Consider the following 21,962-nt stretch of genomic DNA (forward strand, 5'->3'; position numbering starts at 1 on the left):
CAATATCCAAAGCCTTTAAAAAACGCCGCCGGTTCTCTTGCCCGGGTTCTCGTGATAACCACCGATGATCCCATAGCACCGGACAGGAAAGTAGCAAATATATGAATGCAGAAGGGGATGCCAGCCGGGGCGCGTGGCTTGTCCGCAACCGGATGACCTTGGTCTCGCTGCTGGCCGTCGCTGTTTATGCCATCTTCGTCCAGTGGATCTGGGGCTGGCCGACGCTTTTCCGGCAATGGCTGGAGATCGGCATTGTCCCGGTGCTTTCGGCGCTGGCACTGCTGGTCGCCACCTATTTCATCCGCTGCTACCGGATCTACGATTATTTTCCCAAGGAGACCCGCGGCCGCTTCCTCCAGCTTCTGCGCGTGACGCAGGTCCACAATCTTCTGAACATCATGCTGCCTTTCCGCGCGGGGGAAACCAGCTTTCCCTTGCTCATGCGCTCGGAATTTGCCGTTCCGCTGGCGCGCAGCACCTCGGCATTGCTGCTCATGCGCATGCTCGACCTGCATGCCCTGTTTGCCGCAGCCGGGGTCGGCCTTGTGCTGGAACACGATGATCTGCGTCTCGGCTGGCTTCTGTGGGGAATGTTCCTGGTGTCGCCGCTGCTTCTGTTTTTCCTGAAGGGCAGCGCCCTTGGGTTCGTCGAGCGCCGGCTGCCGGAAAAGCTCGGCAAGCTGCTCGAAGACATAGAGGCCGGCCTGCCGGCGAATGCTGTTGTCTTCGTGCGGGCATGGCTGATGACGGTTCTCAACTGGTCGACCAAGGTCGCGGTGCTTGCCTGGGTGCTGTTCACCATGGGCGTTGCGCCGCTCGGCGCCTGTTTCGGTGGCGCTCTCGGCGGCGAGTTGTCGTCGGTGCTGCCGGTTCACGCGCCGGCCGGTGTCGGCACCTATCCGGCCGGCATCACCGCGGGGGCGATCTCGTTCGGCGCATCCGCGAAGGGGGGCGCTTTTGATCTGCTCGCCAGCGCCAGTGTCAACGCGCATCTGCTGATCATCGTGTCGGCGGTTGCCGGCACGCTGCTGTCGATTGCGCTGTCGCCGCGGCGCTGAGGCGTTACTGGAACGCCGTCTCGAAGAAGCTGCGCAGTTTGCGCGAATGCAGCTTTTCCTTCGGCATGGCCGCGAGCTTCTGCAAGGCCAAGATACCGATCTGAAGATGCTGGCTGACCTGAGTCTTGTAAAAAGCCGTCGCCATGCCCGGCAGCTTCAATTCGCCGTGCAGCGGCTTGTCGGAGACGCAGAGCAGCGTTCCATACGGCACGCGGAAGCGGAAGCCGTTGGCCGCAACAGTGGCCGATTCCATGTCGAGCGCGATGGCGCGCGATTGCGACAGCCGCTTCACCGGGCCGCGCTGGTCGCGCAGTTCCCAGTTGCGGTTGTCGATCGTCGCGACCGTTCCCGTCCGCATGATCCGCTTCAGATCGTAGCCTTCATAGCCAGTGATTTCCGCCACTGCGTCCTGCATCGCCACCTGAACTTCGGCGAGTGCCGGGATCGGTACCCAGACAGGCAGGTCGTCGTCGAGCACGTGGTCCTCGCGCACATAGGCGTGTGCCAGCACGTAGTCGCCGAGCGTCTGGCTGTTGCGCAGGCCCGCGCAATGGCCGAGCATCAGCCAGGCATGGGGCCTGAGCACCGCGATGTGGTCGGTTATCGTCTTGGCATTGGAAGGTCCGACGCCGATGTTGACGAGGGTGATGCCGCCATGGCCCTTCTTCTTCAGATGGTAGGCCGGCATCTGCGGCAGGCGGGCGAGCGTCAGGTCCGATTCGGGCTTGTCCGATCCGGCAGGCGTGATGATGTTGCCCGGCTCGACGAAGAAGGTGTAGCCGTTGCCGCCTTCCGCCATCTGCTGGCGCGCCCAGGCGCAGAATTCATCGACGTAGAACTGGTAGTTGGTGAACAGCACGAAATTCTGGAAATGCGTTGCGCTGGTTGCCGTATAGTGGCTGAGGCGAGCGAGCGAATAGTCGATGCGCTGGGCGGTGAACGGCGCCAGCGGCGAGGGCTCGCCCGGGCCCGGCTCGTAGGAGCCGTTGGCGATCTCGTCGTCTGTGGTCGTCAGGTCCGGCGTGTCGAACAGGTCGCGCAGCGGCACGTCGATGTTTTCAGCCATCGCGGCTTCGACATAGGCGCCTTCCTTGAAGGCGAAATGCAGCGGTATCGGCGTCGCCGATTCGGAGACGGTGACACCGATACCGTGGCTGCGAATCAACAGGCCGAGCTGTTCCTTGAGGTAGTGCCGGAACAGTTCCGGCCGGGTGACCGTCGTCGTATAGACGCCCGGCGCGCTGACATAGCCGTAGGACAGGCGCGAATCGACATGGCTGAAGCTGCTGGTCTCGATGCTGACCTGCGGATAGCAGGCGCGATAGCGCGAGATCGGCGTTCCGGTGCGTCCGAGTTCGGTAAAGGCATCGACCAGGAATTTGGTGTTGCGCTCGTAGAGCGCCGACAAGGCCCCTACGGCGGCGGCGGGGTCATCGAACGTCTGCGGCTCGAAGGCATCCGGGGTGGCGACGGAAAGGGCGGAGAGGGAAGAGATTCGTTTGTTCATGCGGCATTATAGGATGGCGTCTTTTACAAGCAAACGACAAGATTTGAATGCACAGGCGCCGTTCGGCAAAAGCCGCTCAACGCGGGCCGGCAAGGATGATGGCGGTGCCGGCAATGGCAAGCGCCACGCCGCTCATATCCCAGCGATCCGGCCGCACGCCCTCGACGATCCATAGCCAGGCCAGAGAGGCGGCGATATAGATCCCGCCATAGGCGGCGTAGGCGCGTCCGGCAGCCGTCGTATCGATCAACGAGAGGAGCCAGGCGAAGAGCGCGAGGCTTGCCATGCCGGGCAAGAGCCACCACATGGGCTTGTCGAGCTTCAGCCACGCCCAGAAGGCGAAGCACCCGGCGATTTCCGCAAGAGCGGCAAGGGCATAGATGGCGAATGCTGCGATGGGCATGGTGTTCCTTCCTTGGCGCGACATAGGAAGGCAGAAGATTTAAGCGCGCAAGTGCGTCACTTGCGCCGACAGCATCAGGTCATGGACTGGCGCTGAAGTGTAACAAAGAGAACGAGGCCGGCTCCCTGCTTGTCGATGCCGAGCCCGGAGGCCTTGCTGTAGGCGATTGCACCCACCGGCGCCATCAGCAGGGCTGCAAGCGTCAGCATGCGCAGGGCGATGGTTGCGGAACGGGCGAGGGAAGACATCGTTTCTGGCCTTTACAGTTTGGCTTGTTCGCAGAACTGCGCGGTATGCACGGTGCAGTCGGCGAGCGAGCCTGCAAAGTTGTGGCGGCGGCGCTGTGTGTCGGCGCTGACAGCGGCCGCAAGCGTGATCGCGAAGACGACCATGAGCATGCTGATGATGGTGAGGCGGCGTGCGAGAATGTCCATGGCTTTGTCCGTTTGTCGGGTTTGTCGGTCGGGGTTCAACGCGATGATGGCTTTTTCGCACAGGCAAACTGAACTGTTGCTGATACCTCGGTTCATCTCCCGTTCATCTTCGCGCCGTGCGGCGGATGGCTGCCTTATCGCACTCTTCTGCTGGCCAACCTCTGACGGCTGGAAGATACCGTCATGCGCGATGAATTGGGCATTCACCACGAGGTAAATACACATATCGGAAAGGGCGAGCAGTTCGCGCCGGGCTCGGGCGTCCAGAGGGGGCGATGTCTCGACAGGGCTCGACAGGGAAGAGCGGGAGCGGCAGAGGCACCTGTCGGAAGACAGGCAAGCCCGGAAAATTCTGTTCCGGCAGAAGGCCCGCTGAAAATGAAGTGACATCCGGCCGGCCGCGCCGTGCCGGATGTCCTGATTGATTACATCCGCGTCCAGGTTTGCGACTTGCAGAGCACCTTCAAGACACAGCCCTGCATTTTCAGCGAAGTGCCCTGGATCGACGCCGAACCGCTATAGGTCTTGTCATTGGCGGGATCGGTGATCTCGCCCGTATAGCTGTCGCCACTGCCGTTCATGTTGCCGATGCGCTTGCCGGCGTGCTTTCCTGTCTTCAACGTGATGCAGTAAGCACCGCCGCAGGACGCGATGGTGGCCGTCTCGCCGCTCGCCGTCTTCCAGTCGCCGACGATCGGCTCGGCGGCAAAGCCCGCGGTGCTCGCGCCCAGCGTCATGGCTGCGGCCAGAATGAATGTGCGGATCATGTAGTTCCTCCCATAAAGCTCGCCGGATGACCATCCGTTCCCCGCATGGCCTGGGCGAAATGTTGCCAGAGCCGGTCTCCTTACCGCTCAACGCCCGGAAAAATAGCTTACGCGGACGTAAACGTAAATACGGGGAGGGCCTGTTTCGGCCTGAAATTCCGCAGAACAAGGCGTCTCCCACGCCCCGGCGTTTTTTGGTTTGCTGCAGGCGACCGTTTTGCGTGGTTAGCGATTGGTTGAAAAGGGGAATTGAATTTTCTGTAAAGATTGAGACAAAAGCCAACGTTTCAAGGCGGTCCGATGTTTAACGAAAACCCAATTTTACCAATCGTTTGAACTTTGTTTGGTTCAAATTAATCATGCATTTTAAGCGTGTATTGAAACCACTGCGGCATACTCAAACCCATAAGACGAGCAGGGGGAAACACCCCGCCGGACACCCTTGGGAACCGAAAGCCGCAGAAGACGGCTCGGCCCCAAGGCGCCTGAAAAGGCAAGAAAAACAGGGACTGCGCTGAGTAACCAACCAGGCAAACAGGGACATAGAAAATGGCACGCTTTGACATTCAGAATGCTTCGGATGCCGCAATGGGTGGCGAAAACCGCGCGGACGTCTTTTGCGAAATGGGCTTGATGTATGCAACCGGGCGTGGTTGCGACATCGATCTTGTCGCCGCACACAAGTGGCTCAACATCGCAGCGATCAAGGGCTCCGACCGCGCAGCGGCGCTGCGCGCGGATCTGGCGATGACCATGAGCAAGACCGATCTTGCCACGGCCCTGCGCGCCGCCCGCGAATGGATGACCATGCATTGAGGGGAAGTAGGCAAAGTAGGCAATAGGCAGCGGCGACTGCTAGCCACCGAAATCCTACTGCCTACTGCCTACTGCCTATTGGCCCTTATCGCCTATTGCCGCGATCACCTTCGGCAACGCTTCCTCCAGAAGCGCCATATCCGCCTCCGGCCCGGTGCTGATGCGGATGCAGCGGTTGAGCGGCGCAACGCCCGGCATGCGGATGAAGACGCCGTGATCCTCCATCAGCCGATCGATGATCGCGCGCGCAAACACTGCGTCTCGGCCGCAATCGATGGTGACGAAATTCGTCGCCGAGGGCAGGGGCTGCAGCCCGTTCTTGAGGGCGATCCCGGCAATCCTGTCGCGCGACGCAGCGATGTTCCCCAGCACTTCCGTCAGGTAATCGCCGTCCGCCAGCGCCGCGAGCGCTGCTGCGGTGCCGATCCTGTTCATGCCGAAATGGTTGCGGATCTTGTCGAACGCCTGCGCCGTTCCCGGCGTGCTGATGACATAGCCGACGCGCGCACCCGCCAGGCCATAGGCTTTGGAGAAGGTACGGGTGCGCACCACGTTCGGCATGTCGATCAGCGATGCGATCGAGGGAATGGTGCCCGCCGGCGCGGTCTCTCCATAGGCTTCGTCGAGCACCAGCAGGCATGTCTCCGGCAGCGCCTTGGCAAAGGCGACGACGCTGTCGGCATCCCACCAGCTGCCGATCGGATTGTCCGGATTGGCGAAGTAGACGAGCGGCGCGTCCTCTTGTCTGACCGCCGCCAGCAGACCGTCGAGATCCTCGCGGTCATCGACATAAGGCACGGTCACCAGCCGACCGCCATGACCGGCGACGTGGAAGTTGAAGGTGGGGTAGCCGCCGAGCGAGGTGACGACCGGCAGGCCGGGCTCGATCACCATCCGGACGATCTGCCCGAGAAGTCCGTCGATGCCTTCGCCGATAGCCAGGTTCTCCGGCGCAGTGCCGAGATGGCGGGCGAGCGCCTGTTTCAGATCGAAATTTTCCGGGTCGTTGTATTTCCAGACGCCGGTTGCCGCCTCGCTCATGGCTTTGAGAACCGAAGGAGCCGGACCGAAGCCGTTTTCGTTGGCGCCGATCCGCGCCTTGACCGAACGGCCGCGCTGTCGCTCGATCGCTTCGGGTCCGACAAAGGGAATGGTGGAGGGCAGGGAGGAAACGAGTGGCGTAAAGCGGGAAAATGCGGACATGCTGTGATCGAGCCTGACGATGGATGAAACCGCAGCGGACACTAGCGACGTTTGATCGCTATGGAAACCGAATCCATGTCCGAAATGCCGCCCCGCGTCCCTCTTCGTCGGTGAGCTGTCAGTGTTTTTTCAGATTGTTCCCGGTGAAGAACTCATAGCGGACGATTTCATGCAGGAATTCCTCGTCGATCGGCTTGATGAAATGCACCTGGATGCGATGGTCGCTGCGGAAGATTTCGGCGCAGCCGATGCGCCTCTTGGTGCCGACGATGGTGAGATAATAGTGCTGGGGCAAGCCGATCGTGGTGTTGACCATGAAGGCGGCGCCGCCGCGTGAAATTTCCAGCATCTTGCAGGTGCGGGTCGACACGCCGCCCAGCGCCGGCCGCACGGCCATCAGCGTGCCGGCCTGCCCGATGGAGAATCGCTCGAAGCGCTCCTCATAGAGCTTGGAGCCAACCACGGAGTACATCGTCGAATTCTGCATCACCACTCCTCGGTAGCGATGGGCTGCGGATCATGGATCAAGAGCTGCCCCGCCGTTCGCATTTCTCCGCCCTTGCCTCCTCCTGACTGCAACGGCGGTGCATACAGAATCCTTCACGGATATTGCAATCCTTTGAAAGCATTCGCTAAAAATTTAATGAGGGTTTAATTTGCCGGACAATGTCGTTTCGGCGTGGCGGTTCTCAGCGCCGATTCGGCACACAATGACGGCCGCAGGGCAGGGCTCTCAGTCAGAGCAGGCCGCTGGTAAAGTTCATTCGGATCAGCCGGCTGATGAATTCGGGCGCCAGTTGCATGTTGAAGCGCACGCCGAGTTCGAAATTGTAGCGGTGAACCTGCGAACAGCCGATTTCTTCCCGGAATCCGTCGATCTCCAGGAAGAAGTGCTTCGGCAAGAGAATATTGGCGTTGAAATCCAGCATCGCGCCGCCGATGGATATGTGGCGCAGCAGGCACTGGTATTTCGTCTTGGTCTTCAGGTGCTGCCCGATGACAAGGATGCGGCACGGGCGCTCGATATAATAGTGCTTGTGGCTTGTGCTCAGTTGGCCCGGCTTTGCCTCGGCGAGATGCATCACCATCGACATCGGAAACTCCGGAAAAGATGACGGCGCTTTGCCGCTTCTGCTGGTTTCTGCAATTTCTGCTGGGGGCGCGCATCGCGTTTGAGCCGCTCCATATTGTTATGGTAGCAGTTTCTGCGACCAGCCTTGTCCTGACCTTGCGGCTTTCACGGTCTTGTCTTCTGGCTTGCTTAAAAAAGCGCAAAAGCGGACATTGAAACAGGGTGGGCCATACGTAATACTTTCATGAAAGCGCGGCGGCGGTAAAATCCGCGCGAAAATCTGGGAAATATGTTTGTGCGGTTTGCGGGGGCGCGAAACGTCCGTGCCTGCTGCGCAAGCGCGGAGGGAAAATCATGTTCGAAGCTTATTCTCGGCGCTGGGTGCCGATCCTTGTTCTGTCACTTTCTGTTTTCGTGTTTCAGGCCGGCGCCGCCGAGGCGGCAAAGCGGGTCGCGCTTCTGATCGGCAACGAAAAATATGAGGCGACATCGCAGCTGAACAATCCCGCCAACGATGTCGAATTGATGAAGGCCTCCTTCGAGGAGGCCGGCTTCGACGAGGTCAAGACGGTTCACGACGTCGACCGCGCCTCCATGGTTCGGGCCCTGCGCGATTTCGAAGATGCGGCCACCGGTGCCGAAGTCGCGATCATCTACTACTCCGGTCATGGCATGGAGATGAACGGCCAGAATTTTCTCCTGCCGGTCGATGTTGCCTTGAAGAGTGACAAGGATGTGGAAGACGAGGCCGTTCCGCTCGATCGCGTCCAGCGCTCGCTTGAGGGCGCGACGCGGCTGAAGCTGGTCATTCTCGACGCCTGCCGCAACAACCCGTTCGAGCAGTCGATGACGCGGTCGATCTCGACCCGCGCCGTCAGCCGCGGTCTCGCCCGCGTCGAGCCTGAATCGGCCGATCTGCTGGTTGCCTTCGCCTCGAAGGCCGGTACTGTCGCCATGGACGGCGAGGGCAAGAACAGCCCGTTCGCAACGGCACTGTCCAAATATCTGACGGAGCCCGGCGTCGATGTGCGCATCGCGCTCGGCAAGGTCCGCGACGAGGTGGTGTCCGTCACCAATCGCGGCCAGGAACCCTTTGTCTATGGCTCGCTCGGCGGCGCCCAGATCTTCCTCAACATCAGGGAGGTCAACGTCAACGTCACCAACAACGGCAATACGCAGGAGGAAGTCTCGCCGAACGGGCAATCGGCGGCTGCCGCCGACTGGCAGAACATCCGCGATCTCGCCGACAAGGACCTGATCGAGGTCTTCCTCGCCAAGCATGGATCGGACCCGGTCTACAAGATGCTGGCTGAAAAGAAGCTGAAGCTTTTGACCGAAGCGGAGCAGACCTCGACCGCCACGCCGGACGAGATCGCCTGGGACGCGCTGAAGCAATCGACGGACGCGGCCGCGCTCACCCGCTTCATCGAGCGTTATCCCGACAGCAGACACAAGGCCGAGGCTGAAACGCAGATCGCCGCGCTCGAGCCGAAGAAGGGGCTCAATATCTCCCAGACCGGCAAGGACACGCAGGCATCGCGCGACTGCTATCTGCTGGCGGGCGAGCCGCAATCCATGCCGGGCTTCCTCGGCGTCAATTTCCTGAAGATCGATTCGGCCCGCGCGCTCACCGCCTGCGCCCAGGCGGTCAACGAAAATCCTGACGACATGATGCTCGTCAATATGCTCGGCCGCGCCCATGACGCCGGCCGCAATTACGTCGAAGCGCGGCGCAATTACCAGAAGGCCGCCGACGGCGGCAATATGTACGGGCTGACGAACCTCGCCTGGTTCTCGATCTACGGCACGGATGGCCCCGTCGATATCGAAAAGGGCAAGCAGATGTTCGAGCAGGCCGCCAATGCTGGCAATTCCTATGCCCAGGCGTCGCTCGGCTGGCTCTACCGCGAAGGTTACGGCGGCGTGCCGCAGGATTATGCCGAGGCGCTGAAATGGTACCAGGCATCGGCCAACCAGGGCTATGCCAATGCCATGGCGACGATCGGCTGGTTCTACCGCGAAGGAAACGGCGTCGCGAAGGATTTCAACCAGTCGCTCTTCTGGTATCAGAAAGCGGCCGATGCCGGCGATGCCAATGCCATGTCCTCGCTCGGCTGGGCCTACCAGAACGGGCTGGGGACGACGCAGGACTATACCGAAGCCAAGAAGTGGTACGAAAAGGCCGCCAATGTCGGCGATTCCTATTCGATGGCGCTGCTCGGCTGGTTCTACGACGTCGGCAACGGCGTGCCGCAGGACTATGTGCAGGCCCGCAACTGGTACGAAATGGCTGCGAATGCCGGCAGCGCCTATGCCATGGGCAATCTCAGCCGCCTTTATGATTTCGGCCTCGGCACGAAGGCCGACGCCAAGGAAGCGGCCCGCTGGGCAGCGGCCAGCGTCGAAGGCGGCGATCCGGCAAAGCTGCAGGAGATGAAGACTTCGCCGAACAACTTCACACCGGCGTTCCGCAAGGAAATCCAGGCGCTGCTGAAGGAGCGCGGCTACTATAGCGGCCCGCTCGACGGCGACTTTGGCGCAGCCACCCAGAATGCGATGGATCGATTGGCGAAAAAGAGCTGAGCGATATCACATAGATTGAAAAAACCAGGGCCGGGCCTGAGGAATGAGGCTCGGCCCTGGTGCGATCCGACGACGAGGGCTGCGGCTAGCGCTTGTTTTCCAAAGCCCTGAGTGCCGCCTGTCCGGCAGCATGCGCCTGCAATTGGCTGGTGAACTGGCCGGTGGCGGGATAAACCACGGCGCCGCGCTTGATGACGAAAGCCCAGCGCCCGTTGCGGCGTTTTTCGATCGTCACCCGAGTTTCCGGTTTGCTGTCGCTGTTCACATTATGCTCCCAAGGTGTTTTTCACGGCCCGCAGCTTCGGGCGAGGGCGGACTTCAAAGGTAGCACTACCGCAAAACACCGGCGGCGGGCAATTGGCCGAAGAGGGCGCACAGGCAATTGGGCCGTTGCCGAACAAGGCGGGCGGCAAGGCAACAAATCTGGCCGCCGACGGGCTTGGTCGGCTCTTGCCGGAGACTGCATGTGTGTCGCCGTTCAGCGTGGAAAATTCAACTTTGTAGCGGGCAAACGCAAAAATCCCTTGCAATGAAGGGCTCCTGACTCTAGTCAGGCGCTAACGGAGAGGTGGCCGAGTGGTCGAAGGCGCTCCCCTGCTAAGGGAGTATACCCGGAAGGGTATCGAGGGTTCGAATCCCTTCTTCTCCGCCAGTTATCTTTTGTCCGACCCGGAGACATAGGTAACCGTTTACTCCTGTAGCGTGACGCGCCTCTTCGGAATTTCGACACGATGAACCGGAACTTTGGTTTTTCCAGCATCGTGTCAAAAGCCTCTCAAAGTCCTTCCCAGCCGTTACGGAAAATCTGAAGCGCGCCTTGAAGCTTCGTTGAAGCCACTTTTATTTTTTTCCCTTTATCCAGTGGCTGCGGTATAATTCTCACCGGCCAATCCCCTAAGCACCATCGTTTGGAAGATGTGATCCGAGAGGGAGGTTCGCAGTGCTCCGTTTCGAAATCATGGATGAAAATGCGGTCGCGATGATGAGACGCGTTCTCCACGCGGAGTGCGCTCGACTTTCGGTCAATCCTGATAGCGCAATGGGCGAGGAACTTGCTCTCGTAGTCTTGACTGCGTTTCGCTCCGGGATGACCGAGGAGCGTATCACCCTTTTCCTGCGCACTCGGGATAGCTGAGTTTTGCCGATGGCAAGCGTATCGAAGTCGCCAACGCTGCCCGACCCGGCTACCGCACCGCAAGATGCCAAGACCTTAGACGCTGAATGTGCGACACGGAGCGGCAGTTCAGGTGCCCCGACAACAGAGTAGATCACTCTCGCCCTCACGCACGCGGCAGCGCAAAAAAGGCCTCTTCCAAATTGGAAGAGGCCAGCAGACTTTCCTCACAGTACCCGATTGGACTGCCAAAGTGATCGGGTGCTTGAATGATTTCTCAACAAGCGATCCCTAACAATTAACTTTATTAACTGCTTCAGGCATTGCCGACCCGGATGAAATACCGGCGCGATGGACACGTGGCAGATGGCCGGTGGCCCGTCCGTGCCAGGCGGGCGGAGATTTCCACCTCGCAGCTTCCACCGGTCACGAGTGACGTGGCTCTTCCCGTGCCCACATATGAAGTCGAAATTGCGGATCTGCACCGATGTGCCGATCCCGAATGTCCGAGCGACTGCCCACATCAACTGCGTCGGCAATCTCCTCCGCCTGGTCTGGTGATTCTGCGAATCTCTTCGCTTCATGTTCGGATGTGCATCTGATTCCACCCTCCCATGCCCTTGGATCGTGCCCGCAAGGCGCCGTCTCCCGGCTTCAGATGAGTTGCGAATCTTCCTTTTTGCGCCGGTTTTGCCCCATTTCTGCCTCGTTATGACACGCAGCGAGCGTCGAGCCGGCCTGCTAAGCTGCGGTGAACAAAGGATTTTCTTAACCCCTTGTTAAGAACTTCCGGGTGCTTGAGGCGATTTTGTGTCGTTTCAGCAACAGCGCAGGGGGAAGGGCGTATCAAACTGCATGAACTCGCAAGTTGGTGATTGCGCAGACGGTCCGGTCTTGTATTTTCAACTCCGGAAGCAAGGGCGGTTGATCGTCCGACTTCTTAAATGTTGGGGATGGGGCAGGGAACGCTGTCCTTCAGCAAAATACCCAGACCCGTTTGAAACTTTTGACTGGAGGTCAGAAATGAACATCAAGAGCCTTCTTCTCGGCTCCGCTGCGGCTCTCGCAGTAGTATCCGGCGCCCAGGCAGCTGACGCTATCGTAGCTGCTGAGCCGGAGCCCATGGAATACGTTCGCGTTTGCGACGCTTTCGGCACCGGCTACTTCTACATCCCGGGCACCGAAACCTGCCTCAAGATCGGCGGCTACGTTCGTACGCAGATCGCTTATGACGAAGACTACAACGGCACCGCTGACTGGAACCCGCTGACCCGCGGCTACCTGACCTTCGCAGCTAAGAGCGACACCGAATACGGCGCTCTGTCCGGCTACATCAACCTTGAAACCAACGACAACGGTGACACGCACCTCGACGGCGCTTGGATCAACATCGCTGGCTTCGACGTCGGTTACTTCTACAACTGGTGGGACGATGGTCTTTCGGGCGAAACCGACTCGATCGGTTCTTCCAACACCCTGACCAACGCTATCCGTTACACCTATGACGGTGGCACGTTCCAGGTTGGTGCAGCTGTTGACGAACTTCGTGGTTCGACGCTTGGTTATTCCAACGATGGACAGGCCACCAACGATGACGTCGGCGTAAGCGGTCTTCTCGGCTTCACGCTCGGCGGTGTCACGGCTCAGATCATCGGCTCCTACGACTTCAACGTTGAAGAGGCTGCCTTCCGCGCCCTCTTGACCGCTGAACTCGGCCCGGGCACGTTCGGCCTCGCAGGCGTTTACTCGACGGATCCGAACTACTTCTACGATACGGCTGAGTGGACTGTTGCTGCCGAATACAAGATCCAGGCAACCGACAAGTTCTTCATCACCCCGGCTGCTCAGTACTTCGGCGACGTCCAGACACTTGACGCCATTGGTAATAACTCGGGCGACTTCGACGGCGGTGTCGATGCATGGCGCGTTGGTGTAACCGCTGGTTACCAGATCACGGAAGGTCTGCGTACGCTTGCGACCGTCAACTACACCGAAGCTGACGAGGAAGACAACGTCCTGACTGGTTCGGAAGACAACCGTTGGACCGGTTTCCTCCGTCTGCAGCGCGACTTCTAATCTGATCTGACCTCAGTCAGTGATGGAAAGCCCGGCCGAAAGGCCGGGCTTTTTCGTTCTGGTGATAAGTGCCTCAGCTGGTCGCGGACAGCGACGCTCCTATGAAACTCCGTTGATGAACTCGCGGATCTCGGCAAGCAAATCCGGGCGGTGCAAGAGCGGGGCGTGGCCCTGGCCTGCCGCGATGACCGATCGCATTTGCGGGTGCCGCTTCGCCATCTCCGCGAATGTCGCCGGCGAGAGGATCTCGGAGTTTTCTCCACGGATCGCCATCAAGGGTACCGGTTTCAGCCCTTCGTAGAGCGCCCAGAGATCGGCCATCGGGCTGTTCTCGCTGATGCTTCTCAGCGGCTCGATCAGGGCAGGATCGAAATCCGCGATGATCATGCCGTGCTTTTCCCTGAAGATCGCCTTTGCCATGTCATTCCAGTCCGCCTCATCAAGGGCCGGGAACGAAGCGCCGTGCACACGCTTCAGACTTTCGCCCGCCTCGTGCCAGGAATGCAAAACCGGCTGCGCCTCCAGATACTGGCGGATCAGGAGCAGGCCGGATGTTTCGATGACCGGGCCGATGTCGTTGAGAATGACGCCCTGCAGCAAGGTGGGGCGCATCGCGGCAAGCAGGTGGAGGATCAGGCCGCCACGAGACGTTCCGATGAACATTGCCTTCTCAACATCGAGCACCGCGCATGCCGTGAGCACGTCCTCGGCCTCGACCGCAAGCTGATAATGGCTCTTGTCCGGGTCCCAGGCGGAAAAGCCCCGACCGCGATAGTCGAGCGCAACGACGCGGTGCGGCTTCTGCGGATGGGCGGAGAGTTGCTCCGCCAGGAGGTGGAAGTCGCGGCTGTTGCGGCTGAGGCCGGCCAGGCAAACGATCGGTAGCGCCGCCTTCGCCTGCGGGTTGTCGTGGCCGTAGTCACGGGCATAGAGCTGCAAACCGTCGCTTGCCGAAAAAAAACGTTCCGTAAAACCGGCCTTGGTCGAATGTGTCACAGGGTCTCCCTTCATTTCAGATGGGAGAACCATAACGGATAGCGGCGCGGCGGAAAGAGGGGCCGCGTCCGGTTTTTCATCTGATCAGGCCGTACATCACCGTCACGGGCTTATGGAAAATGTGCTTTAACGCCCCATGCGCAGGTCACTGACGATATCGGCCGTCTGCCCCAGTCGAGACTTGTAGACCTGGTAGTTTTCCATCACCCGCTGCACATAGTTGCGGGTTTCGGCAAAGGGGATGCGTTCGATCCAATCGACAACGTCGTCGATCGACTTGCCGCGCGGGTCGCCATAGCGGTTGATCCACTCGGGAACGCGGCGGGGGCCGGCGTTGTAGGCTATGAAGGTGAGAATATACGAGCCGCCGAAATCATCGATCTGTTCGCCGAGATAGTGTGCGCCGAGCGTCGCATTGTACGCTGTATCGGTCGTCAACCGCTCCTTGGAATAGGCAAGGCCATGGCGCCCGGCGACGCCTTTTGCCGTGCCGGGAAGAATCTGCAGCAGTCCGCGCGCGTTGGCGGGGGAAATGGCTGCGGGATTGAAGGCGCTTTCCTGCCGTGCGATTGCATAGGCAAGCGCCTTTCCGGAACCGCTGATGTTGGCGGTCGCCGGAATGACGCCGATCGGGAAGGCGAGGGCTGCGACATCGATGCCGCGGCCGAAGGCGAGTTTGCCGATCTGCAGCGACAACTGATGACCCCCGGCCTTTTCCGCCCGGGCGGCAAGGATTGCCAGTTCTCCCGGGCTCGTCAGCTCTTCCGCAAGCGCCCGATAAAGACTTTCCGCGCGCCAGGCGTGGCCGGCGGCTTCAAGGCGCGCGATGGCGCGAACCGCCTCGCGGTTTTCGAAACGCAAACGATCATCGGCGCTCGGCGACGGGTAGGTGACATTCAGTGACTTCCGGCCGAGACGGGCAGCGGCAAGCTGGCCATAAAAGGTGCCGGGCAGGGTGGCTGCCTTGGCATAAAAGTCGTCGGCATTGCCGGGCGCGCCCGCCTCTGCGGCGCGGCCCAGCCAGTACCAGGCACGCGAAACCGAGATCGGCCTGTTGGACGTCTGCAGGATGCGCTGGAAATGCCGGGCAGCGGTTGGCGCATCCTCCAGCCCGCGCAGCGCATACCAGCCGGCATGAAATTCTGCGTCGACGATATCTCCCGGATCGGCTGCAACGTGGTTCGCCGCGATCCGGTAGGCGGCCTTGAACTTGCCTTGGTCGAGCAGTCCCCGGCTGATGATCCGCTGCTCGATCCACCATTCTGCGGGGTTGACGAGGGCATCCTTGTCTTTCGGCAGGTCGGCGAGCAGCTTCGCCGCTTCCTCGTATTTTTCCTGCTTGCGCAGATATTCGACGCGAATGAACAGGTAGGCCGGCTCCTTGGCCCATGAAGGATCGACGGCCGCGATGAGCGCTGCGGCATTTTTGGCTTTTTTCGCAACGGCCACGAAGGCGCGATAGAGCGACTGGGCCTTGCCGAGATCACTGAAGCGGCCAGCCTGATCCATGCGACCGCGATAGAGCAGCATTTCCATTCGACGCTTGTGATCGGCGGTGGTGAGCAGGCTCGGAAATTCTGCAAGAATCCTGGTTTCGGTGTCCGTGTCGAGAGCGTCTTTCGACCAAAGGACGCGCAGCATTTTCGCAGCCGCGTCCGTGTCTCCCTTCGCCTGCAGTGCACGGGCAAGGATAATGGTGCCGTCGGCGGTTTCCGGTCGCGTCGTGCCAAAGGCCGAGAGCACGTCGGAGGTTGGCGGATTCTCGCGGTAAAGGGCGCGTTCGGAATTGGCGCGCAGCGCGCCCAGTCCCGGCCAGCCCTTCAACTCCCGCTGGGCCTGCGCAATTTCATAGGAGGGAACACCTTTCTGGCCGGAAACGGCGATCGCCCAGGTAAGGATGTGGCGGTCGAGCGTGCCCTTGGCCATGGCGTCGCGGGCTGCTATGGCACTCTTCGCGTCCCTGCTGGAAAGGGCATCGAGCCCCGTCTTGAGGTTTGCATCGATCGGCACCGCAGCGCTCGCCGAAGCGATCGAGCCGGTGACGTCGTGAGCAGGTGGTCGGTTGGTTTTCGCGAGGATCTGAGGCTTGAAGCGCGGCAGCGGGGCTTGGTTTTCCTGTGCGGATGCGGCGGCGGCAAGGAACGTGATCGCGGATGCACCAAGCATCGCAATCATCCGGCGAGACTTCAGTCCAGGCATCAGGAACCCCACGCTACCCCGTGTTCGTGTCTCATTTGGCGATGCAATTGCTAACGAAAGGTTACCCGCTGCCATTCGATCCCATAAATATCGGCGCATCCACGCCAGCAGGTGGTTGCGCCCTGAAATGCATAAAAACGCCGCTGATGCCGGGGAAATTGAAGGGAACCGGCGATGAATGGCGCGATAGAGTGCTTGCCGCAGGCACCTCACATGATTATGGTGCGCCAGTTTTCTAACCATGAAATGCGGCCAAAGCGTGGGTTGGTTTCAAGCTTCCCGGGCGCCGTCAGGAGTCGTGCATGTTCAAGGGGTCCATTCCCGCTCTCGTCACCCCGTTCACCGCTTCCGGAGCAGTCGATACGGATAGTTTTGCCGCGCATGTCGAATGGCAGATCAGCGAAGGCAGCCACGGCCTTGTGCCGGTCGGCACCACCGGTGAATCGCCGACCCTGTCGCATGCCGAGCATAAACGCGTGGTTGAACTGTGCATCGAGACCGCGTCAAAGCGCGTGCCGGTAATCGCAGGTGCGGGTTCCAACAACACGACGGAGGCTGTCGAACTGGCGCAGCACGCCGAAAAGGCCGGTGCCGATGCCGTTCTGGTGGTCACCCCCTATTACAACAAGCCGACCCAGAAGGGCCTTTTCGCGCATTATGCGGCGATCGCCGAGAGTGTGAAGCTGCCGATCGTCATCTACAATATTCCCGGCCGTTCGGTGGTGGATATGAGCGTCGAGACGATGGCAGCCCTTCACAAGGCCTATCCGTCGATCATGGGTGTCAAGGATGCGACCGGCAAGATCGAGCGTGTTTCCGAGCAGCGCATGGCCTGCGGGTCCGGCTTCGTCCAGCTTTCGGGCGAAGACGCGACGGCGCTGGGTTTCAACGCTCATGGCGGCGTCGGCTGTATCTCTGTTACGGCCAATGTTGCGCCGCGTCTTTGTGCTGAATTCCAGGAGGCGACGCTTGCAGGCGATTATGCCAAGGCACTGGAATATCAGGACAAGCTGATGCCGCTGCACAAGGCGATCTTCATGGAGCCCGGTCTTTGCGGCGCCAAATATGCGCTGAACCGGCTGCGCGGGATGAGCCGCACCGTCCGTTCGCCACTGCTGCCGACGCTTGAGCCGTCGACGGAAACCGCCATCCATGCAGCACTTCGCCATGCGGGGCTGATGAACTGATGGCACCCAAAGGCAGCCAGCGTGTGGTCAAGAGAATTGTCGCGGAGAACCGGAAGGCCCGCTTCAATTACGAGATCATCGACACCTACGAGGCCGGTCTGGTTCTGACCGGCACCGAGGTCAAGTCGTTGCGCGAGGGCAAAGCCAATATCGCCGAATCCTACGCCACGGATGAGGGCGGCGAGATGTGGCTGATCAATTCCTATCTGCCGGAATACCTGCAGGCGAACCGCTTCAATCATGAGCCGCGCCGCCGCCGCAAGCTGCTTTTGTCGAAACGGGAGGCCAGCCGGCTTCAGAGCGCGATCAATCGCGAGGGCATGACGCTCATTCCGCTGAAGATCTATTTCAACGATCAGGGCAGGGCCAAGCTCGAACTGGCGCTCGGCAAGGGCAAGAAGCTGCACGACAAGCGTGAGAGCGAAAAAGAGCGCGACTGGAACCGGCAGAAGAGCAGGCTTCTGAAGGATCACTGATTTCTGCAATGTGTTCAAAGAAAAAGGAGCGGCCCAAAACCGCTCCTTGCCTTTCATTCGCTGGCGTCGTCGCTGACCGTAACCGGTTCGACGACACGGGGCGCTCGCTCGGAGGGATCGCGGCCGACTTCGGCCTTGAGACTGACCAGTTCGATGAAATGATCGGCCTGGCGGCGCAGGTCGTCGGCGATCATCGGCGGCTGTGTCGACATGGTCGAGACCACCGAGACTTTGCGTCCCTTGCGCTGCAGCGCTTCGACCAGCGTCGTGAAGTCTCCGTCGCCAGAGAAGATTACAAGATGATCAACCGTTTCGGACTGTTCCATCGCGTCGATGGCCAGTTCGATGTCCATATTCCCCTTGATCTTGCGCCGACCGAGCGAATCGGTGAATTCCTTCGCAGGCTTTGTCACCACCTTGTAACCGTTATAGTCTAACCAGTCGATCAACGGGCGGATGGACGAATATTCCTGGTCATCGATCAGTGCCGTGTAATAATAGGCGCGAAGAAGATAGCCGCGCTTCTGAAAAGCCTTGAGCAGCTTGCGATAGTCAATGTCGAAACCAAGGCTTTTCGAGGCTGCGTAGAGGTTTGCGCCGTCGATGAACAAGGCGATTTTCTCGCGGGGGTCGAACATCGTTTTATCCTTTTTGTTGTCTCAATGTTTTTTGATTTTCAACCTGGCCACGCGCGAATGGGCACCAGTGGCGGAATATCCCGCTTACATTAAGAATCGAGCATATGCTAGCCATCTAAAAGATTTCTTCCATGCCCTGTCATCCAACCAGGAATTTGCTTTAGTCTAAGAAAATTCCGGTTGGAATAGCTAATTTTCGCACTTTTTTGCTAAAAATGGGAAATTTGTGGCTTTATTTAGGATTCTTTTTGCCGGATTGCCTATCCTACATCCTGTGTAGGCCACTATCCTCCCTACCGGACCGACAACGAGCTTTAGTGGGATTCGATCATCATTTATGAGGATATCAAAGCCTATCGGCTGAGCGCGCGGTAGCGCGGCGCCCGTTTCGGCACGGCAATAGGGTCGTCGCCGAATATGCGCGGATATCTTTTTTTGAAATGCAGGAAAAGCTTGAATTTTTGTGCTTTTGACTGTATCGGGCAGTTTAATTCCTGAAATCGGAGCCACGCATACCGTCAGGCCGACGGCTGGCCGGGTTCCGATCTTGTTAATCAGCGCAAGCGACGGATCATTTCAGGGTATCCGCGATTGAAGCTGCGCTCTTGAGACCCAAAGGACAGGCCATGGCCCGCGTCACTGTTGAAGATTGCATCGACAAAGTCGATAACCGTTTCGAACTCGTCCTGCTGGCAAGCCATCGCGCCCGCCTGATCTCGCAGGGGGCGGCGATCACCATCGATCGCGACAACGACAAGAACCCGGTCGTGGCTTTGCGCGAGATTGCTGAGGAGACGCTGTCTCCCGGCGACCTGAAGGAAGACCTGATCCACTCGCTGCAGAAGCATGTCGAAGTGGACGAGCCCGAGCCCGATCCGGCCTCGATGCTCGGTGGCGATGCCGCTGCGGCCTTCGCTGAAACGGCTGAGGACGACGATCAGCCGGAGCCGATCACCTTCGACCGCATGTCGGAAGAAGAGCTGCTGGCCGGCATCGAAGGCCTGGTTCCGCCGGAAAAAAGCGACGACTATTGAGCCTGTACGCCATCCGGCCTGTCGCCGGATGCGACGCTCTGACGCAATGCCGCGTTTTCGTTCAGAAATCGCGTGCCGGTATTTGCAAAGCAGTGCGCCACTCCTATGATTGGCGCACTTTTTCTTTTCCGGATATCTCCTGGAGCCGCTAGCGGATGATGCGCCAATACGAGCTCGTTGAGCGCGTTCAGAAATACAAGCCCGATGTAAACGAAGCGCTGCTGAACAAGGCCTATGTTTACGCCATGCAGAAGCATGGCCAGCAGAAGCGGGCGAGCGGCGACCCCTATATTTCCCATCCGCTCGAAGTCGCTGCGATCCTCACCGAGATGCATCTCGATGAATCGACCATCGCGGTTGCGTTGCTGCACGACACGATCGAGGATACGACGGCGACACGCGCCGAGATCGACGACCTGTTCGGCGAGGATATCGGCGCGCTTGTCGAGGGGCTGACCAAGATCAAGAAGCTCGATCTGGTCACCAAGAAGGCCAAGCAGGCGGAAAACCTGCGCAAGCTGCTTCTGGCGATTTCCGACGACGTGCGCGTGCTTCTGGTCAAGCTCGCCGACCGGCTGCACAATATGCGCACGCTTGACCACATGTCGGCGGAAAAGCGCGCCCGGATCTCCGAAGAGACGATGGATATCTACGCGCCGCTGGCCGGGCGCATGGGTATGCAGGACATGCGAGAGGAACTCGAGAACCTCTCCTTCCGCCATATCAATCCCGAAGCCTTCGAGACGGTTACCCGCCGCCTTGGCGAATTGTCGGCGCGCAATGAAGGGTTGATCAAGAAGATCGAGGACGAACTGGGCGAGCTCATTCTCGCACGCGGGCTGGTGGGCGCCGTCGTCAAGGGCCGGCAGAAGAAACCGTATTCGGTCTTCAAGAAGATGCAGTCGAAGTCGCTCTCCTTCGAGCAGCTGTCCGACGTCTGGGGCTTCCGCATCATCGTTGCCGACATACCCGACTGCTACCGCGCACTCGGCATTGTCCACACGCGCTGGCGCGTCGTGCCGGGACGGTTCAAGGACTACATCTCGACGCCGAAGCAGAACGACTATCAGTCGATTCATACGACGATCGTCGGGCCATCCCGCCAGCGCATCGAACTGCAGATCCGCACACGGCACATGCACGAGATCGCCGAATACGGCATTGCCGCTCATACGCTTTACAAGGACAGCGTCGAGCCGGCCGGCGACACGAAGCTTTCGCCGAAGTCGAACGCCTATTCCTGGCTGCGCCGGACGATCGAGTCCCTGGCGGAAGGCGACAATCCGGAAGAGTTTCTCGAGCATACCAAGCTTGAACTCTTCCAGGACCAGGTCTTCTGTTTCACCCCGAAAGGGCAGTTGATCGCGCTGCCGCGCGGCGCAACGCCGATCGACTTCGCCTATGCCGTGCATACCAATATCGGCGACACCTGCGTCGGCGCCAAGATCAACGGCCGCATCATGCCGCTGGTTACACGGCTGACCAACGGTGACGAGGTCGAGATCGTCCGCTCGGGCATCCAGGTTCCGCCGCCGGCCTGGGAGGAAATCGTCGTCACCGGCAAGGCGCGGGCCGCCATCCGCCGCGCCACCCGTGCTGCCGTGCGCAAGCAATATTCAGGGCTTGGCTACCGCATTCTCGAACGCACCTTCGAGCGGGCGGGCAAGTCGTTTACCCGCGAGGCGATGAAGCCGGTCCTGCATCGTCTCGGCCACAAGGATATCGAGGACGCGATCGCATCCGTCGGTCGCGGCGAGCTTTCCTCGCTCGACGTGCTGCGCGCCGTCTTCCCCGATCATCAGGACGAGCGCGTTACCATAAAGCCGCAGGACGAAGGCTGGTTCAACATGCGCAGCGCCGCCGGCATGGTGTTCAAGCTGCCGAACCGGCCGAAGGACATGTTCGACATGCTTGAGGGTGAGGGCCCCGAAGCGCTGCCCATTCGCGGGCTCTCGGGCAATGCCGAAGTTCATTTCAGCGCCTCGGGTGCCGTGCCGGGGGACCGCATCGTCGGCATCATGGAAAAGGACAAGGGTATCACGATCTACCCGATCCAGTCGCCCAGCCTGCAGAAGTTCGATGACGAGCCGGAGCGCTGGATCGATGTGCGCTGGGACCTCGACGAAGCGAACAACACCCGCTTCATGGCGCGCATACAGATCAACGCGCTGAACGAACCGGGCACGCTTGCCGAAATTGCCCAGTCGATTGCCACCAGCGACATCAACATCCGCACCCTGTCTATGGGCCGGGTGGCCGCGGATTTCAGCGAGTTCCAGCTTGATCTCGAAGTATGGGATCTGCGCCAGCTCAATCACCTGATCACGCAAATCCGGGAATTGCCCAGCGTTTCCACCGTCAAGCGCGTCTTTGAATGACGCGCTTTTACGGCGCTGCCG

Annotated in this window: 21 protein-coding genes and 1 tRNA gene; 9 read left to right on the forward strand and 13 right to left on the reverse strand. The window is 59.9% G+C overall.

Features of this window, described 5'->3' with window-relative positions:
- Window positions 1-101: 101 nt before the first annotated feature.
- Entirely contained in the window at window positions 102-1,058 is a 957-nt protein-coding gene (locus tag A3AY_RS0131305) for a lysylphosphatidylglycerol synthase domain-containing protein (protein ID WP_018329618.1), read from the forward strand.
- Window positions 1,059-1,062: 4 nt separating this feature from the next.
- Here the strand turns inward: A3AY_RS0131305 and A3AY_RS0131310 are convergent, their stop codons facing one another.
- The 5 genes from A3AY_RS0131310 to A3AY_RS0131330 form a co-directional block, all read right to left on the reverse strand.
- Window positions 1,063-2,565, reverse strand: coding sequence for an AMP nucleosidase (locus tag A3AY_RS0131310; RefSeq protein ID WP_018329619.1), 1,503 nt, complete (start codon window positions 2,563-2,565; stop codon window positions 1,063-1,065).
- Between the two features lie 76 nt (window positions 2,566-2,641).
- Window positions 2,642-2,962, reverse strand: coding sequence for a YnfA family protein (locus A3AY_RS0131315; RefSeq protein WP_026204023.1), 321 nt, complete (start codon window positions 2,960-2,962; stop codon window positions 2,642-2,644).
- A gap of 80 nt (window positions 2,963-3,042) precedes the next feature.
- Entirely contained in the window at window positions 3,043-3,216 is a 174-nt protein-coding gene (locus A3AY_RS39940) for a hypothetical protein (protein ID WP_018329621.1), read from the reverse strand.
- A gap of 12 nt (window positions 3,217-3,228) precedes the next feature.
- Window positions 3,229-3,612, reverse strand: coding sequence for a hypothetical protein (locus A3AY_RS39945; protein ID WP_162709237.1), 384 nt, complete (start codon window positions 3,610-3,612; stop codon window positions 3,229-3,231).
- A 215-nt stretch (window positions 3,613-3,827) separates the two neighbouring features.
- Window positions 3,828-4,169: a DUF2147 domain-containing protein gene (locus A3AY_RS0131330; RefSeq protein ID WP_018329623.1), complete on the reverse strand. Its 342-nt coding sequence runs from the start codon at window positions 4,167-4,169 to the stop codon at window positions 3,828-3,830.
- Window positions 4,170-4,718: 549 nt separating this feature from the next.
- On the opposite strand from A3AY_RS0131330, the gene A3AY_RS0131335 reads away from it, so the two are divergent.
- Complete coding sequence (locus tag A3AY_RS0131335) at window positions 4,719-4,985, forward strand: sel1 repeat family protein (RefSeq protein WP_018329624.1); 267 nt, start codon at window positions 4,719-4,721, stop codon at window positions 4,983-4,985.
- 75 nt (window positions 4,986-5,060) lie between these two features.
- Here the strand turns inward: A3AY_RS0131335 and A3AY_RS0131340 are convergent, their stop codons facing one another.
- The 3 genes from A3AY_RS0131340 to A3AY_RS0131350 form a co-directional block, all read right to left on the reverse strand.
- Window positions 5,061-6,188: a pyridoxal phosphate-dependent aminotransferase gene (locus tag A3AY_RS0131340; protein WP_018329625.1), complete on the reverse strand. Its 1,128-nt coding sequence runs from the start codon at window positions 6,186-6,188 to the stop codon at window positions 5,061-5,063.
- Between the two features lie 118 nt (window positions 6,189-6,306).
- The gene (locus A3AY_RS0131345) at window positions 6,307-6,675 is read right to left on the reverse strand and encodes a hypothetical protein (protein ID WP_018329626.1); all 369 of its coding nucleotides are present in this window, start codon (window positions 6,673-6,675) and stop codon (window positions 6,307-6,309) included.
- 250 nt (window positions 6,676-6,925) lie between these two features.
- Complete coding sequence (locus A3AY_RS0131350) at window positions 6,926-7,282, reverse strand: hypothetical protein (protein ID WP_018329627.1); 357 nt, start codon at window positions 7,280-7,282, stop codon at window positions 6,926-6,928.
- Window positions 7,283-7,614: 332 nt separating this feature from the next.
- Between A3AY_RS0131350 and A3AY_RS37250 the strand changes: the two genes are divergently transcribed.
- A complete protein-coding gene (locus tag A3AY_RS37250; protein ID WP_051108448.1) occupies window positions 7,615-9,843 on the forward strand; it encodes a caspase family protein in 2,229 nt (742 codons plus the stop codon).
- An 85-nt stretch (window positions 9,844-9,928) separates the two neighbouring features.
- Here A3AY_RS37250 and A3AY_RS0131360 read toward each other — a convergent pair whose 3' ends face one another.
- The gene (locus tag A3AY_RS0131360) at window positions 9,929-10,108 is read right to left on the reverse strand and encodes a hypothetical protein (protein ID WP_018329628.1); all 180 of its coding nucleotides are present in this window, start codon (window positions 10,106-10,108) and stop codon (window positions 9,929-9,931) included.
- A 1-nt stretch (window position 10,109) separates the two neighbouring features.
- A complete protein-coding gene (locus A3AY_RS39515; protein ID WP_154663355.1) occupies window positions 10,110-10,373 on the reverse strand; it encodes a hypothetical protein in 264 nt (87 codons plus the stop codon).
- A gap of 32 nt (window positions 10,374-10,405) precedes the next feature.
- Here A3AY_RS39515 and A3AY_RS0131370 point away from each other — a divergent pair.
- Both A3AY_RS0131370 and A3AY_RS0131380 read left to right on the forward strand, forming a co-directional pair.
- A tRNA-Ser gene (locus tag A3AY_RS0131370) sits at window positions 10,406-10,495 on the forward strand.
- A gap of 1,485 nt (window positions 10,496-11,980) precedes the next feature.
- On the forward strand, window positions 11,981-13,033 hold the full coding sequence (locus tag A3AY_RS0131380; protein WP_018329630.1) for a porin: 1,053 nt from the start codon (window positions 11,981-11,983) through the stop codon (window positions 13,031-13,033).
- Window positions 13,034-13,132: 99 nt separating this feature from the next.
- Here A3AY_RS0131380 and A3AY_RS0131385 read toward each other — a convergent pair whose 3' ends face one another.
- Together A3AY_RS0131385 and A3AY_RS0131390 are read right to left on the reverse strand one after the other, a co-directional pair.
- Complete coding sequence (locus A3AY_RS0131385) at window positions 13,133-14,029, reverse strand: alpha/beta fold hydrolase (RefSeq protein ID WP_018329631.1); 897 nt, start codon at window positions 14,027-14,029, stop codon at window positions 13,133-13,135.
- 126 nt (window positions 14,030-14,155) lie between these two features.
- The gene (locus tag A3AY_RS0131390; protein WP_026204025.1) at window positions 14,156-16,228 is read right to left on the reverse strand and encodes a lytic transglycosylase domain-containing protein; all 2,073 of its coding nucleotides are present in this window, start codon (window positions 16,226-16,228) and stop codon (window positions 14,156-14,158) included.
- Between the two features lie 302 nt (window positions 16,229-16,530).
- Between A3AY_RS0131390 and dapA the strand changes: the two genes are divergently transcribed.
- Both dapA and smpB read left to right on the forward strand, forming a co-directional pair.
- The gene (gene dapA, locus A3AY_RS0131395) at window positions 16,531-17,415 is read left to right on the forward strand and encodes a 4-hydroxy-tetrahydrodipicolinate synthase (protein WP_018329633.1); all 885 of its coding nucleotides are present in this window, start codon (window positions 16,531-16,533) and stop codon (window positions 17,413-17,415) included.
- The gene (smpB, locus tag A3AY_RS0131400; protein WP_018329634.1) at window positions 17,415-17,891 is read left to right on the forward strand and encodes an SsrA-binding protein SmpB; all 477 of its coding nucleotides are present in this window, start codon (window positions 17,415-17,417) and stop codon (window positions 17,889-17,891) included. Before dapA ends, smpB begins: the two co-directional genes overlap by 1 nt.
- A 53-nt stretch (window positions 17,892-17,944) precedes the next feature.
- Here smpB and A3AY_RS0131405 read toward each other — a convergent pair whose 3' ends face one another.
- Window positions 17,945-18,529 (reverse strand): LabA-like NYN domain-containing protein, encoded by a 585-nt coding sequence (locus tag A3AY_RS0131405; RefSeq protein ID WP_018329635.1) that lies wholly within the window; start codon window positions 18,527-18,529, stop codon window positions 17,945-17,947.
- Between the two features lie 626 nt (window positions 18,530-19,155).
- Here A3AY_RS0131405 and rpoZ point away from each other — a divergent pair.
- Window positions 19,156-19,563, forward strand: a complete 408-nt coding sequence (gene rpoZ, locus A3AY_RS0131410) for a DNA-directed RNA polymerase subunit omega (protein WP_018329636.1) — start codon at window positions 19,156-19,158, stop codon at window positions 19,561-19,563.
- A 155-nt stretch (window positions 19,564-19,718) separates the two neighbouring features.
- A complete protein-coding gene (locus tag A3AY_RS0131415) occupies window positions 19,719-21,941 on the forward strand; it encodes a RelA/SpoT family protein (RefSeq protein ID WP_018329637.1) in 2,223 nt (740 codons plus the stop codon).
- The last annotated feature ends 21 nt before the right edge of the window (window positions 21,942-21,962 follow it).

Origin of the sequence: Rhizobium giardinii bv. giardinii H152 (assembly GCF_000379605.1) — a bacterium.
GTDB lineage: Bacteria > Pseudomonadota > Alphaproteobacteria > Rhizobiales > Rhizobiaceae > Pararhizobium > Pararhizobium giardinii.

Excerpts from the sequence above, each read along its gene's own strand:
- rpoZ (WP_018329636.1), top strand. The coding sequence starts at position 19,156 with ATGGCCCGCGTCACTGTTGAAGATTGCATCGACAAAGTCGATAACCGT.
- dapA (WP_018329633.1), top strand. The coding sequence starts at position 16,531 with ATGTTCAAGGGGTCCATTCCCGCTCTCGTCACCCCGTTCACCGCTTCC.
- A3AY_RS0131340 (WP_018329625.1), bottom strand. The coding sequence starts at position 6,188 with ATGTCCGCATTTTCCCGCTTTACGCCACTCGTTTCCTCCCTGCCCTCC.
- A3AY_RS0131415 (WP_018329637.1), top strand. The coding sequence starts at position 19,719 with ATGATGCGCCAATACGAGCTCGTTGAGCGCGTTCAGAAATACAAGCCC.
- A3AY_RS0131380 (WP_018329630.1), top strand. The coding sequence starts at position 11,981 with ATGAACATCAAGAGCCTTCTTCTCGGCTCCGCTGCGGCTCTCGCAGTA.
- A3AY_RS37250 (WP_051108448.1), top strand. The coding sequence starts at position 7,615 with ATGTTCGAAGCTTATTCTCGGCGCTGGGTGCCGATCCTTGTTCTGTCA.
- A3AY_RS0131335 (WP_018329624.1), top strand. The coding sequence starts at position 4,719 with ATGGCACGCTTTGACATTCAGAATGCTTCGGATGCCGCAATGGGTGGC.
- A3AY_RS0131330 (WP_018329623.1), bottom strand. The coding sequence starts at position 4,169 with ATGATCCGCACATTCATTCTGGCCGCAGCCATGACGCTGGGCGCGAGC.
- smpB (WP_018329634.1), top strand. The coding sequence starts at position 17,415 with ATGGCACCCAAAGGCAGCCAGCGTGTGGTCAAGAGAATTGTCGCGGAG.
- A3AY_RS0131350 (WP_018329627.1), bottom strand. The coding sequence starts at position 7,282 with ATGTCGATGGTGATGCATCTCGCCGAGGCAAAGCCGGGCCAACTGAGC.
- A3AY_RS0131305 (WP_018329618.1), top strand. The coding sequence starts at position 102 with ATGAATGCAGAAGGGGATGCCAGCCGGGGCGCGTGGCTTGTCCGCAAC.
- A3AY_RS39940 (WP_018329621.1), bottom strand. The coding sequence starts at position 3,216 with ATGTCTTCCCTCGCCCGTTCCGCAACCATCGCCCTGCGCATGCTGACG.
- A3AY_RS0131390 (WP_026204025.1), bottom strand. The coding sequence starts at position 16,228 with ATGCCTGGACTGAAGTCTCGCCGGATGATTGCGATGCTTGGTGCATCC.
- A3AY_RS0131310 (WP_018329619.1), bottom strand. The coding sequence starts at position 2,565 with ATGAACAAACGAATCTCTTCCCTCTCCGCCCTTTCCGTCGCCACCCCG.
- A3AY_RS0131405 (WP_018329635.1), bottom strand. The coding sequence starts at position 18,529 with ATGTTCGACCCCCGCGAGAAAATCGCCTTGTTCATCGACGGCGCAAAC.
- A3AY_RS0131345 (WP_018329626.1), bottom strand. The coding sequence starts at position 6,675 with ATGCAGAATTCGACGATGTACTCCGTGGTTGGCTCCAAGCTCTATGAG.